Annotated in this window: 10 protein-coding genes; all 10 read left to right on the top strand. The window is 60.1% G+C overall.

Going from position 1 to position 13,902, the window contains the following annotated elements; translation table 11 throughout:
• Positions 1–256 precede the first annotated feature (256 nt).
• On the top strand, positions 257–871 hold the full coding sequence (locus AB4Z35_RS12420) for a TetR/AcrR family transcriptional regulator (protein ID WP_007984994.1): 615 nt from the start codon (positions 257–259) through the stop codon (positions 869–871).
• An 86-nt stretch (positions 872–957) separates the two neighbouring features.
• Entirely contained in the window at positions 958–2,049 is a 1,092-nt protein-coding gene (locus AB4Z35_RS12415) for a VOC family protein (protein WP_442097293.1), read from the top strand.
• A 175-nt stretch (positions 2,050–2,224) separates the two neighbouring features.
• Positions 2,225–3,181: a fumarylacetoacetate hydrolase family protein gene (locus AB4Z35_RS12410; protein WP_442097360.1), complete on the top strand. Its 957-nt coding sequence runs from the start codon at positions 2,225–2,227 to the stop codon at positions 3,179–3,181.
• Between the two features lie 2 nt (positions 3,182–3,183).
• Positions 3,184–5,085, top strand: coding sequence for an acyl-CoA synthetase (locus tag AB4Z35_RS12405; protein ID WP_442097291.1), 1,902 nt, complete (start codon positions 3,184–3,186; stop codon positions 5,083–5,085).
• A 152-nt stretch (positions 5,086–5,237) separates the two neighbouring features.
• On the top strand, positions 5,238–6,557 hold the full coding sequence (locus AB4Z35_RS12400) for an outer membrane protein transport protein (RefSeq protein WP_442097290.1): 1,320 nt from the start codon (positions 5,238–5,240) through the stop codon (positions 6,555–6,557).
• A 604-nt stretch (positions 6,558–7,161) separates the two neighbouring features.
• Positions 7,162–9,066 carry a sigma-54-dependent Fis family transcriptional regulator gene (locus AB4Z35_RS12395; protein ID WP_442097289.1) on the top strand — a complete coding sequence of 635 codons (1,905 nt, stop codon included), beginning with the start codon at positions 7,162–7,164 and terminating at the stop codon, positions 9,064–9,066.
• Positions 9,066–10,784 (top strand): ABC transporter ATP-binding protein, encoded by a 1,719-nt coding sequence (locus AB4Z35_RS12390; RefSeq protein WP_442097287.1) that lies wholly within the window; start codon positions 9,066–9,068, stop codon positions 10,782–10,784. The genes AB4Z35_RS12395 and AB4Z35_RS12390 overlap by 1 nt, the downstream gene beginning before the upstream one ends.
• On the top strand, positions 10,774–11,451 hold the full coding sequence (gene qhpE, locus AB4Z35_RS12385; protein ID WP_442097285.1) for a subtilisin-like serine protease QhpE: 678 nt from the start codon (positions 10,774–10,776) through the stop codon (positions 11,449–11,451). Before AB4Z35_RS12390 ends, qhpE begins: the two co-directional genes overlap by 11 nt.
• The gene (gene qhpG / locus AB4Z35_RS12380; protein ID WP_442097283.1) at positions 11,448–12,743 is read left to right on the top strand and encodes a flavin-dependent monooxygenase QhpG; all 1,296 of its coding nucleotides are present in this window, start codon (positions 11,448–11,450) and stop codon (positions 12,741–12,743) included. The genes qhpE and qhpG overlap by 4 nt, the downstream gene beginning before the upstream one ends.
• Positions 12,744–12,836: 93 nt before the next feature.
• A complete protein-coding gene (locus AB4Z35_RS12375) occupies positions 12,837–13,835 on the top strand; it encodes an acyltransferase family protein (protein WP_442097282.1) in 999 nt (332 codons plus the stop codon).
• The last annotated feature ends 67 nt before the right edge of the window (positions 13,836–13,902 follow it).

The raw sequence follows: 13,902 nt of genomic DNA, 5'->3' as shown, positions 1-13,902 counted from the left end.
CCCGGTTTGCATCGATGGGCCGGCTTGATGACCTGCCGGGAAGGCGAGCCACAAACACGACACAGCTGAACACGCGTGTTCAGCTGTGTCAATGAATAGAGCCCTCCACTGATCTTGTTACATCAACCAACCATTCCATTTTTCGGGTATAGAACGGTTTTTATTGAGGTTGACGTACCTGGCCGGAAAAACTTTGTTGACGTCAGCTGAACACAGGTGTTCAATCAGCTCACAAGGTAATCCTGGAGAGAGAACCGTGGAATCCCTAAATCCAACGCAGCGCCGCATTCATCAAGCCGCCTTTCGCCTGTTCGCTGAAAGAGGCACCTCGCAAGTGAACATTCTCGACCTTGCACAAGAGGCAGGAGTGGCGCGCGGAACGGTCTATAGCAACATCGACAGCATGGAAAGCCTGTTCGAGGCAGTCGCTAGCCATCTTGCGAGGGAGATGCATGAGCGCGTCAACAAGAGCTTCAACTCCCTCTCCGATCCGGCTCAGCGCCTTGCCAATGGCATTCGATTCTTCATTCGTCGAGCGCATGAGGACTCCCAGTGGGGCGCATTCATACATAAATTCGCCATGAGCAATTCTTCGTTGCGCGAAATGTTTAGCAGCCAAGCGACTACGGATCTTCTGGGCGGGCTTTCCACTGGTCGCTACACGTTTGCGCAGGAGCAATTGCTCTCAGTACTGACGCTGATATCGAGCAGCGTCCTGGGCTCGATTTTCCTGGTACTGGAAGGTCACAGAACGTGGCGCGAATCGGGCTCTGACACCGCCGAACTGGTACTGCGGGCATTGGGCGTGTCGCCAGAGGAGGCTCGTGCGCTGGCGACCAAAGAGTTGCCGGCACTTCCGTCTCTCGACTGAGTACCTGACTGACTCAACTACAAAACACCCCTGATTTTTCAGGGGTTCGGGACAGCTTTGCCCTAAAAACCCGGAAAACAAGAACAATGAACAACAAAAACGAATTGCACCGGTTGGCAACACAACATCCCGCCCGGCACCCGCAGCCGACGGTGAAGGCCCAGGATCTGACTCACCTGATCTTTCAAAGGCCGGACTTGAATGAGGCAGCGCGCTTCCTGACCGACTTCGGCCTGACGGTAAGTCGGCAGGACGCCGATACGCTCTATCTACGGGCCACCGACGCCACTTCATATTGTTACCGTGTCCATCGGGCCGACCATGCATGTTTTATCGGGTTCGGACTCGCAGTCCAGTCTCTGGAGGATCTGGAAAAGCTCACTCGAATCCCGGGTGCGTCATCGGTAGAGAAGTCGGAACATCCTGGCAAAGGGCATTACGTCAGGCTGACTGATCCGTCCGGCTTCATTGTGGAAGCCGTTTGCGACCAGATTCCAGGCAAGTCTCTGGCACATAGAGCTCCTCTGCACTGGAATCTGGCGCATGAGCAACCGCGAATCAACGCCACGCAGCGCCCGCCGATTGCTCCCCCTGAAGTACTCAGACTTGGCCACATCGTCATCGAAGTGGCCGACTATCAGGCAACCTGTGCCTGGTATACACAGCATTTCGGGTTTATTCCCAGCGATGTGCAAGTACTCCCCGACGGCACGCCTATCGTCACTTTCATGCGCCTTGATCTCGGTGACATTCCCTCGGCTCACCATACGCTCGCGATTGCGCAAGGGTTCATGGCGACCTATAGCCATAGCGCCTATGAAGTCGTCGATGCAGACGCGGTGGGAATGGGGCAGCGCGTCCTGCGCGAGCGCGGTTGGGAGCATTCATGGGGAATCGGCCGACACATTCTGGGCAGTCAGATCTTCGATTACTGGCAAGACCCATGGGGTGATAAGCACGAGCATTACTGCGACGGGGATATTTTCACGGCCACCCGGCCTACAGGCATTCATCCCGTGAGTCCCGAGGCAATGGCGCAGTGGGGGCAGCGTATGCCCAAGAGTTTTACCAAACCCAGGATGAGCTTCAGCAATGTGCGTGCGCTGATCCGCAACCTGCGACGCAGCCCGGACTTGACCATTCGCAAGTTGATAACACTCATGCGGATGTTCGGGTAGAGCTGCCGCCATGGCGGGTAACTCAACCCGGTATGGCCGGCGGGATGTGCTCAAAGCCGGTGCCTTGATCGCCGGCGGCTTGCTGGTCTACAGCGTTGCCAGCCCCCCTTCAGAACAACACCACAGTTCCCACGCCACCGAACGCGGGACAAACGCCGCTCCAGGAGTACCTTCAATGTCTGCTGTACATGTAGTCCGCTTTGAATTCGAGAACGGTATCCACTGGGGCGTGCTTCGCCAGGGCCGTATCACGGTCATCCCCGGTGTTTTTGAAACCACCGGTGATTTCATCCGCCAGAACAGTATTGACGACCTCGCTCAGCTGAAAGGTTCGGAGTTGGATGAGAGCGTAGTAAAACTGCTGTCGCCGGTGACCCGCAACCAGCAGTTCGTCTGCCAGGGCGCCAATTACCGTCAGCACATGATTGAGTCGGGCATGGATCCGGATGCGAAGAAATTCAACATGATCTTCACCAAGGCGACGAGTTGCCTGGTGGCGGCTGACAGCGACCTGATCAAGCCGCGCACCGTGCGCTTCCTCGACTACGAGATTGAACTGGGGCTTGTGATGAAGCGCGCGATCACCGGTTCCGTGTCTGTCACTGACGCCAATCTGCATGAGTTCATCGCGGGCGTCGTCATTGTCAATGACTACTCGGCCCGCGACATTCAGATTCCCCAGATGCAGTTCTACAAGGGCAAGAGTTTCCGCACATTTGGTCCGGTCGGTCCTTACCTCTGCCTTCTGGATGCCAAGGACATGCATTACCTGAAAGCTTTGCAGCTACGCCTGACGGTCAACGACCAGGTGCGACAGAGCGACAGTACGGCCAACCTGGTTTACGGTCCCGCTGAGACCCTTACCGAACTCTCCGCCGTGCAAGATCTCGCCGTTGGCGATCTGATTGCCACCGGTACTCCTGCAGGATGCGCGCTGACCGTACCTTCACCCGCCAAACAGCGCATTGCGGCCCTGATGCCAGAAGCCACCAAGTGGAAGCTTTTCCTCAAGGCGCAGGAAGGGCGGTCTCAGTACCTCAAGCCAGGAGACATCGTCGAAGCGCGCATTAGCAGCGCGGATGGCGTGATTGATCTGGGTGTGCAACGCAACCGAGTCGTAGAGGAAGCCTGACGATGATGGTGCGATCACTGAACGACATTGAACGTATCGAGCAGGTCCCGTTGGCAGAGCGTAGCCTGGCTTCCAGCACCTATGAAGCACTGACACGGACAGCCAGGCTCAGCCCCAACGCGCCCGCATTGAGCTTCTTCGCCGACGCCAGCTGCTTCAGGAACACCCACCACTGGAGCTATGCCGAACTCGTCGAAGATATCACTCGCGCGGCGAATGCCTTCCATGACCTGGGCATTACCCCGGGTGAAGTGCTGGCCTTCATCCTGCCCAACCTGCCGGAAACCCACTTCACCATCTGGGGGGGTGAAGCGGCCGGTGTCGTCATGGCGATCAATCCGCTCCAGGAAGCCAAACAGATGGCTGCCCTGCTACGGGCCGCCAAGGCCAGCGTGGTGGTAACGCTCGCGCCGACTCCGGGTAGCGACCTGTGGCCCAAGCTGGCCTCTCAGCTCGATCAACTTCCCGAGATCAAACACGTCGTTTGGGTTGGCATGGGACCCTACGTTGATGTCGCTCAGCGTGAATCCCTTGAATCCCTGGCACAGAAAGAACGTGAGTTGCACAGGGGGGCCACGATTCACGAATTACGAACGTTGATGGACGCTCAGCCAGGCACGCACCTGAAGAGTGCGCGGCTGTTCCGCCCTGAGGATCGTTCCTCTTACTTCTGCACCGGCGGTACCACCGGGCTGCCCAAGATTGCGATGCGTACGCATGGGGCGGAGGTCTTCAACGCGTGGGCCATGGACACGCACATGCAGCCACATGGGAGTGGCCAGGTCATTTTCTGTGGGTTGCCGCTGTTCCACGTAAATGCACAGCTGGTGACAGGCCTGATGCCTTGGAGCCAGGGTGATCATGTCATCCTCGGCACGCCGCAGGGTTATCGTGGTGAGGGTGTGATCCCGCGCTTCTGGGAGATGGTTGAGCACTTCGGCATCAACTTCCTCTCGGGTGTTCCTACTGTCTATTCCGCACTTTTGCAAAATGAGCTGGAAGGCCGCGACCTGTCCAGCCTTCGTTATGCCATGTGTGGTGCCGCGCCGATGCCGGTCGAGCTTTTCCGGGAATTCGAAGGCCGGACCGGGGTAAAGATCCTCGAAGGCTATGGACTCACGGAAGGCGCATGCGTCTCCTCGGTCAATCCACCCCATGGCGAGCGCTACATCGGTTCCATCGGTATACGGATTGCCTACCAGGACATGCGCGCAGTCATGCTCGATGACTCGGGAGAATATCTGCGAGATGCCAAAATCGACGAAGTTGGCCTGATCACCATCACGGGTCCGAACCTGTTCGAGGGTTACGTTGAGGAAAGCCATAACCGGGGCCTGTGGATCGTAATCAATGGTCAGCGTTGGCTGAATACGGGCGATCTGGGGCGCCAGGATGAAAATGGCTATTTCTGGCTGACCGGGCGCAAAAAGGAACTGATCATCCGCGGCGGCCACAATATCGATCCCAAACAAATCGAGGAGGCTTTGCAGGCCCACCCAGCGGTGGCGTTGGCGGCCGCCATCGGCAGCCCGGACGCCTATTCGGGTGAAGTGCCGGTCGCCTACGTACAACTGCGACCAGGCCACGTCTGCAATGTTGAAGAACTTGAGCAGTTTGCTCAGCACCACATCAGTGAGCGGGCGGCCATTCCCAAGCGGATCGAAATCCTCGACGCACTGCCATTGACTGCGGTTGGCAAGATCTTCAAGCCCGCTTTGCAGCAGCGCGAGGTGGCCCGAGCAGTTCGGCAGGAAGTGGAACGCATGTGTCTGAAGGACATTGCGGTAGAGGTGATTCAGCACGAACAACGTGGGTTAGTCGCCTGCATCCGGGCTGGGAGAAATCAAGAGTCCCTGGCCCTCCTTCTAGGTCGCTATAGCTTTCAGGTGGAGTGGCTCAAATGATCCTGACTTCGTAAGTTCGGCACCTCGGCCCTGGTAGTAGTCAGCCAGGGCCTCTTTCACAACTTCGATCAACTCCAACCGGCACTGCCAAGTGCACCGGAAGGCGAAGCCTTGCCTGCGCACCAATCAATAAAAACAATACGAGGTGGGAAATGAAACTGAGCAACCGTGCAACCCCGTGTCTCTCAGCTGTGCGAGAAGTGTCTTCCTGGATTAAGTTCACAGGTGCCGCGGCAATACTCAGCGTTTCAACAAGCGCAAGCGCCAATGGCATTGCCTTGAACGAGCAAAGTGCAAGTAGTGCGGGTACTGCTTATGCGGGAAGGTCGTCTTCCGCGCTGGATGCCAGCACTATCTTTGGCAATCCTGCAGGTTTGACCAAGTTGAAGCGTACCGAAATTTCCGGCGGAGCCGCGGTCGTCTCGGTGAGCGATGACATCAGTGATGCGCAGAGCAGTGCCCCGGGAACGAATAAAGGGGACTCGGTACCTTTGGGGGTTGTGCCTTTCGCCTATATGTCGACGCCGCTTGACGATCGTTTTTCGATAGGTCTGGGCCTTTATGCTCCGAGTGGTCTGATCAATGATTACGAGAGCGGTTTTCAGGGCCGTTACCATGGTTCCTATAGCACGACCAGGGAAATAACCCTGCAGCCCACCATTGCCTGGCGGATCAATGATTACGTGTCCATTGGTGGCGGACCGACCCTGAACCGTTTCAATGCAAAGCTTCAGAATTACCTGGCCACCGGCGCCCTGAACAACGGCCAGGACACACTGGTTACCATCAAAGGCGATGACACGGCACTTGGCTACAACGTCGGCGTCTTGTTTGATTTGAGTGATGCGACCCGTTGGGGGATTAACTATCACTCGAAGGTGAGCTATGAACTCAAAGGGCATACTGAGGTTTCCGGCTCCCCGAGCGTTATCCCGCTGGACGGAAACTATGACAACAAGATAGACCTTACTATGCCCGAATCCGTGGACACGTCTATCACCCATCATTTCAATAGTCGCTGGACGGGATACCTGGGGACCACCTGGAAACGTTGGAGCCGGATCAAGAAGGTCGAGGCAGTCAACAGCGGTCTTTCCCCCTTGGGTCAGGCGGCTGGTCTGGGAAGTGTGACCGAAGAAATGAACTGGCACGACACGTGGTCCACCGCAGTTGGCGCATCCTTGCAATTGAACCAGCAATGGCTGCTGCGCGCAGGCTACGCCTATGATCCGTCGCCCATCAGGAATGCCGATCGCAGCGTGCGCGTTCCGGTCGGGAATCGCCAAGCCGTGACCCTGGGGGGCGCTTATTCGCCGAATTCCGATCTGACGATAGACTTTGCTTATGGTTATCTCTGGGATTCCAAAGCCTCAGTAAAGCAGTCGAACAACTCCGGCCTTCAACCTGAATACAGTGCCAACTACGAAAACAGTGCGAATGGCATTTCAGTGCAGGCAACCTATCGGTACTGATCGATACGACTCCATTTTTTACAGGGTTCATTTTTGCGAGCCTCATGTCACCACCGAAGTCGGACCAAATGGAGCTCTCGGTGTACCAAAGGCGAAAAGCTGCCAAGTCACCGAGCCAATTTATGGTCAGTGGGTACATGTGGTATACGACGAGCACCGAGAGAACCGAGTCAAACAGCGCGTTGGGCACTCCATGCCCAACGCCTTGAGGTCGTTCAACGGTACATCGTAGAGCTCGGTGAGTACTTCGCAGAGGCGATGACGAGGGTGCGCGTAAGCGCCTTCTCGGTCGTCTCGCAAATGAGAGCTTTTCCACTTGCGTGAGGCTTGCCCGCGAAGAGGGAGTGTCAATCGACGCCAATGTGGTTTGACACACCGCTTTCGCGAGCAAGTCGGATCGCCGCACCGCCGCTCCCACAGTTGACCGGGTTGAAACACAGGCATGTGATCATCCATGCCCCCTGTGGGAGCGAGCTTGCTCGCGATGAACGATAACGCGGTCTGTAAGCGCCCTACGGCACTTGCCATAGCCCTGACGTTAACGTAAAGATTGCGGCAGGGCGCCGACGTATGAAGGCGCAGGGCGGATGACCCGGAGCGCTTGATGACGCTAATAAAAACAAATTCCCCCAAACTGCATCGCGAAGCCCGGCTGGCCCGGGAAAAGCTGCACCTGGAAGGCGAAGTGCCGGATGGCGTCCTGCGGGCGGAAATCGATGCCTCGTGGCGGCGCAGCCTGAGTCATGGCGTGCATTTCAATGCCAAGCATGAGCTGGCGCTGGAGTCGAGTGCCAGCCTCGACGTGTTGCTGGCCAGCAATCGCTTGCTGATCGACGCTGCGTTGCCGGCGATCGATTACCTGGCCGAGCGTCAGGGCAAGGAAGGGCTGATCATCCTGGCCAACTCCGACGCCACCATCCTCGCCGTCGAAGGCCGCGCCGACCGTCTCAAGGGCAGTGGCCTGCAGGACATCACCCTCGGCGCCTGCTGGAGTGAAGCCGTACGCGGCACCAACGCCCTCGGCACGGCACTGGTGGAAGCCCGGCCGACCCTGATCGATTGCGGCGAACATTATCTGGATCGCCTCAGTGATTTTTCCTGCACCTCGGTGCCGATCCATTGCCCCCAAGGCGACATTCTTGGCGTCCTCGACCTGACCCGCGAAGGCCCGCTCGGCCGCGCCCACGACAGCACCGCGTTGCTGGCCATGGCGGTCAGCCAGATCGAAAGCCGGGTGTTCAATGCCAGCTATCCGGACGAAATCGTCTTGGCGTTCCACAGCCGCAGGCAATACCTGGAATCCCCTTGGCAAGGCCTGCTGGCCGTGAGCCTCGGCGGGCAGATCCTGGCGGTCAGCGCCCAGGCCTGTCAGTTGCTCCACGCCGAGCGCTCGGCCCTGGTCGGGCGGCGCTGCGAGGAGTTTCTCGGAGTCGACGGCCTGCAGTTGTTGGCGCGTCTGCATCAGGGTGGTACCGGCAGCCTGCAAACTGCCAAGGGTGAATTCTTCTACAAAACCCTGCGCGCGCCGCAACGCTCGATCAACGTCAGCAGCTCGCCGCGCAACGTCGCGAAACAGGCCAAGGCACAACCGGATCTGGAAGCGCTGGCCGGCAGCAATACGCGTTACGCTCGTGCCTTGCGCATGGCCCGTCAAGGCCTGGCCAATGAACTGCCGGTGTTGTTATTGGGCGAAACCGGCACCGGTAAAGAGGTTATCGCCCGCGCCCTGCACATGGCCGGAGCGCGCTGCGACAAACCCTTCGTGGCGGTGAACTGCGCGGCCATTCCCGAGGGCCTGATCGAGTCCGAACTGTTCGGCTATCGCGAAGGCGCGTTCACCGGGTCGCGCCGGGGCGGCATGGTCGGGCGCCTGCAACAGGCCCACGGCGGCACCTTGTTCCTCGATGAAATCGGCGACATGCCATTGGCCTTGCAGGCTCGGCTGTTGCGTGTGTTGCAGGATCGCAAGGTCGCGCCCCTGGGTGCTGGCGAAGAGCAGGATATCGACGTCGCACTGATCTGCGCTACCCACCGTGACCTCAAGCGTCTGGTGGAAGAAAAACACTTCCGCGAGGACTTGTTCTACCGGGTCAATGGCATCAGCGTGATGCTCCCGGCCCTGCGCGAACGCGAAGATTTCGCCGCGCTGGTCAGTCGCATGCTGACGACACTGGGCGCACCCACCGTGCTCCTGCACGACGATCTGAATCGCTTGCTCAGCGGCTATCACTGGCCCGGCAACATCCGCCAGCTGGAGATGGTCCTGCGTACCGCGCTGGCTATGCGCGAGCCGGGTGAAACCGTGCTGACCCTCGACCACTTGCCCGACAGCATGCTCGACGAGTTGACCGCCAGCGAACGGCCCCAGACCGGCAGCATCCGTGAAAATGAACTGGAGCTGATCCGTCAGTCCCTGGACACACATCAGGGCAACGTCTCGGCCGCCGCCGACGCCTTGGGCATCAGCCGCGCGACCCTGTATCGCAAGCTCAAACAGTTGCGTWCGTGATGCAGCGCTTGATCGTTCGGCTGATCGACAGCCAGAACCCCGAGGCCCTGCAAGCGTCGCTGCGCTGGCTGTACAGCTTTGTGCGACCCCATCGCCTGGCCATTGCCGGGCTGCTGGGCCTGTCGGTTTGCGCCTCAGCGCTGGTGCTGGTGCAGCCGTGGCTGACCAAACTGCTGATCGACGATGGCCTGTTGGCGCGCAACTTCCCGATGCTGGTGTTGATTGCCGGGCTGATGATCGTTGCCGGGTTGTTGGGGACAGCGCTTTCGGGCATCAATCGCTACCTGCACACGCGCCTGTCCGGGCGCATGCTGTTTGCCCTGCGCGATGACCTGTATCGGCATTTGCAAACCCTGTCGCCGGGTTTCTACGGCCAACGGCGCATCGGCGACCTGATGTCGCGCCTCGATGGCGACGTCGCGGAAATCCAGCGTTTTGCCGTGGACTCGCTGTTCTCGGCGGTGTCTAGCGTGATCGGTCTGGTGGTCGCGGTGGCGATGCTGCTGACCCTGTCCTGGAAGCTCTCGCTGTTGGCCCTGGTGCTGATTCCCCTCGATGTCCTCTGGCTGCGCTGGATGCGGCGCAAGGTCGAACGCGATGTGCGGCAGTTGCGCGAGCGTTCGGCGGACATGTCGTCGTTCATGGTCGAGACGTTGCCGGTGATGAAGTTCATCCAGTCCGCCGGCCAGCAACAGCGCGAAGCACGGCGCCTGGAGACGCTGGGGCAAGGCTACATGAGCCAGTTGCTGCGCCTGCAAATCACCGAGTTTTTCACCCAGGCCGTGCCCGGCACGCTGACCTCGCTGTCCCGGGCCTGCGCATTTTTGATCGGCGGGTACTGGGTGGTGCAGGGCACCTGGCAGCTCGGTGCGCTGATCGCATTTTCCACCTACCTGGGGATGGCCGTGGGGCCGGTACAGAGCCTGCTCGGGCTCTACGTCGCCGTTCAGCGGATGACCGTCAGCCTCGGCCGGGTCATGGAGTTGCGCGGTGAACTTCCAACCGTACTGACGCCCGCCACGCCACGTCCGATGCCCAATGGCGGCGACCTCTGGTTCGACAACGTGCACTTCGCCCATCCCGGTCGCCAATCGACCCTGCGCGGCATCGAAGCGCGGATTCCCTACGGTTTGAAAGTGGCCCTCAGCGGCGGCTCGGGCGTGGGTAAATCGACCCTGATCGACCTGCTGCAACGGCATCACGATCCGCAATCGGGCCGGGTCCTGCTGGGCGACGTCGATGTGCGCGAACTGGACCTGTTCCAGTTGCGTCGGCGCATTGCCGTGGTCAGCCAGGACATCGTGCTGTTTCGCGGCAGCCTCGCCGACAACCTGGCCTATGCGGTGCCGGACGCCAGCCGTGAGGCGATTGCCGAAGTGGCGCGACTGGCGCAACTCGACAGCCTGATCGAGTCGTTGCCCGAAGGCCTCGACAGTCCGCTGGGCGAGCGGGGTCAGCAGTTGTCCGGCGGGCAGAAGCAACGCATCGCGATTGCCCGGGCATTGTTGCAGGACCCTTTGATTCTGGTACTCGATGAAGCCACTTCCGCGGTGGACGAAGCCACCGAGCGCGAAGTCATCGACGCCATCGACCGCTTGTTTGCCGGGCGTACGCGCATCCTGATCAGCCATCGTCCTTCCACCCTGGCCGATGCCGATCTGCGTTTCGAATTGCTCGACGGCGTGCTGACCTCGAAAACGGTGCTGCATGAAACCTGAGTTGCGCATTGGTGTGGTGGACAGCGGACACTCGGCAGCACAACGGGTGCAAGTGATCGCCGGTCGACGCTTTTCATTGCTTGAAGACGGCCTGGCCGAGGGCGATTTGCGCGAAGACCCGCTGGGGCATGGCAGTGCGGTGATCGAGGCAATCGGCCGGCGCGCGCCCTCGGCACTGTTTTGCGTGGCACAGGTGTTCGACCAGCGCGGTGTCACCAGTGCCTTGCAGATCGCCACGGCGATTGACTGGCTGGTGGCGCAGGAGGTTCGACTGATCAATTTGAGCCTCGGCTTGCGTCAGGATCGCAGCCTGTTGCGCGCGGCCTGCGCGGCGGCGGTGGCGCGGGGCGTGCTGCTGTGTGCGTCGAGCCCGGCCCAGGGGGACGGGGTGTTTCCGGCGAACTATCCGCAGGTGTTGCGGATAACCGGGGATGCGCGGTGCGCCGAGCAGGAATGGTCGTGGCTCAACAGTGCCCAGGCGGATTTCGCCGCGTGCGTGCATGGCACCTATCCGGGGCAATCCGGGGCGAGCCTCGGTTGTGCCGCATTGAGTGGGCACATCGCCGGATTCCTCGCCGGGCAGCCTGATGCCAACAATGAGCAGATCATTGAGTTTCTACGACAGAACGCACGTTATCGCGGCCCCGAACGGCGTTTCGGGCCATGACCGCGATTGTGATTCTGGGGGCGGGGCCGGCGGGCGCGGCGGTGGCCTTGGGGCTGCGGCGACTGGGTTACGCCGTGACACTGGTCAGCGAGTGGCGCCGCTTTGCTGCGCTGGAAGGCGTGTCCGTGCGGGTGCTGGAGGCGTTACGTGGCGCGGGCCTGCATCAGGCGTTGGCGCAAGCGGCGTTGCCTTCCCAACGACAGGTGAACTGGAACGGCCAGCAGCATGCGCAGAACGTTGAATACCTGCTCGATCGCCCGACCCTGGATCGCGGCTTGCGCGAGGATTTGCGCTTGGCTGGAGTTGAACTTATTGAAGGTCGAGTGCTGGCGGTACAGACCTGCGCGACCGGACATCGAATCGAGATCGACGGCCGCGAATCGCTGGTAACGGACTTTCTGGTAGAGGCCCGCGGACGCCAGGCGCCGACCCTCGGTAAAGGCTTGCGTGGACCGGAGACGGTCAGCCTGCTCAATCGCTGGCAAGGTACGCCGGGCAGCACCGCCAGCGCGGTGGAAAGCCTTGCGGACGGTTGGGTCTGGATGGCGCGGCGGGCCGACGGCCAGTGTTATTGGCAATGGACGGTGGACGTGGCCAGTGCCGGGTTGCCGGGTAAGGCTATGTTGCTCGATTACTGTCGCCAACGCCGTGGGGAGTCGGCAGTGGCCCGTGGGTTTTTCGGCGGCGAACCGGAGCTTGATTTGCAGCTGCACGCCCGCAGCAGCACGGCGATTCTCAGCCCGCAGGTGTGCGGCGACAACTGGATTCGGGTCGGTGATGCGGCAATGGCGGTTGACCCGTTGTCGGGCAATGGGATCTTTCAGTCCTTGTCTTCGGCGTTGCAGGCGCCGGCGGTGATCAACACGCTGCTGTGCAAACCTGAGCGGGTGGCTCTGGCCCAGTGTTTCCACCAGCAGCGGGTGGAACAGTTGTTTTTGCGTTTTGCGCGGATTGGCCGGGATTTTTATGCCGAAGAGCAGCGCTGGCCAGATCAGCCGTTCTGGCAGGCACGACGGAAATGGCCGGACGCCGAGGTGGCCCATGCCGAGGCGGATTTCAATGCCCTGAGGATCGAGCGCGCACCGGTGTTGCGTGACGGGCTGGTCGATGAGGCCGAGGTGGTCATAACGGCGGATCAGCCGTTGGGCATCTGGCATGTGCATGGGGTTGAACTGGCGCCGTTGTTGCGGCGATTGCGTAGCGAGCCGGCGGAGCAGGCGTTGGCCGGTTTGACGGTGGAGCAGGGGCGGATGGTTCGCAGCTGGTTGCTGGGTCAGGGTTTCAAACCCTGAATGAAGAGCGTCCGGATCCGGCGAAAAGCCTGTTCTCCCTGCGCAAAGCATCGTAATTTACGCGCCATAACGACAATGATTTCTGGGGTGTAAGTGGGAGCCTATCGTCTGCTATTAGCCGCTCTGGTGGCCGTTTCTCATATGGGCAAGACGTTCATGGGGCTAAACCCCGGCGTGATTGCCGTGATTTCCTTCCTGATCATCAGCGGTTTCGTGATGACCTCGCTGATCGAGCGCAACTACAAGGCGCCGGAGACAGTTGGCCTGTTCTACCTGGACCGCGCCCTGCGGCTCTACCCTCAATTCCTGTTCTACTTCGCAGTTTCCTGTGCGGTGATCTATTTCCTGCTGCCCGGCACGCCTCAAGCCGCCGAGCTGACGCTGCGCAACATCGCCGCAAGCCTGACTATTGTGCCACTCGGCTTCTACATGTTCGGAGCGGCGGGATCGTGGATCTTGCCACCGGCCTGGTCTTTGGGGCTTGAGATGTGCTTCTACCTGGTGATCCCTTTCCTGATCATCTACAGGGCGCGGGGCGTTGCGTTTGCTCTGTCCGTCGTCGTCTTCATGGCCGCGTGCCTGGGTTTCATCAACACCGACCTGTACGGCTACCGTCTATTGCCGGGCGTGCTGTTCATGTTCTTGTGCGGCAGCTACCTGTACAAAGCGCAGCCGAAGGATTTGGCGATCGCTGCCGGCACCGCCGTGGCGGCGGCCCTGATGTTTGCGGCCATCATGGCGGGATGGATAGAGCGCCGACCGTTCAATGCCGAAGTGACTGCCGGCATAGCGCTGGGCGTGCCCGCCGTGTACCTGCTGACAAAGCTCAAGTTTCACCGGATTGACGAGTTCCTCGGCAATATCAGCTACGGCGTGTTCCTGAATCACTATGTGGTGATGTACTTCCTGCACGCTGTCTGGTCGGTTGCCTACGATGGGGCCATTGTTGCAACAGTGCTGGCCTTGTCGTTGCTGCTCAGCGGCGTTTCGTACTACTGCGTCGAACGGCCGGCCCTGAAGCTTCGTCACGCGCTTCGGGCCGGCGCAAAAGATGGGGTGGGTCAACCACAGGGCCGCGAAACCGCAGCGTAGTGGCTGGAGTTGCCGCCCGCTTCTGAAGGTGATTTGTGCTTAACGCACAACTCCTGTTGGAGCGGGC

It is taken from the genome of Pseudomonas sp. KB_15, from assembly GCF_052114525.1.
Lineage (GTDB): Bacteria > Pseudomonadota > Gammaproteobacteria > Pseudomonadales > Pseudomonadaceae > Aquipseudomonas.
Note: the sequence above shows the minus strand (reverse complement) of the source record. Positions and strands in the feature narration are given on the sequence as shown.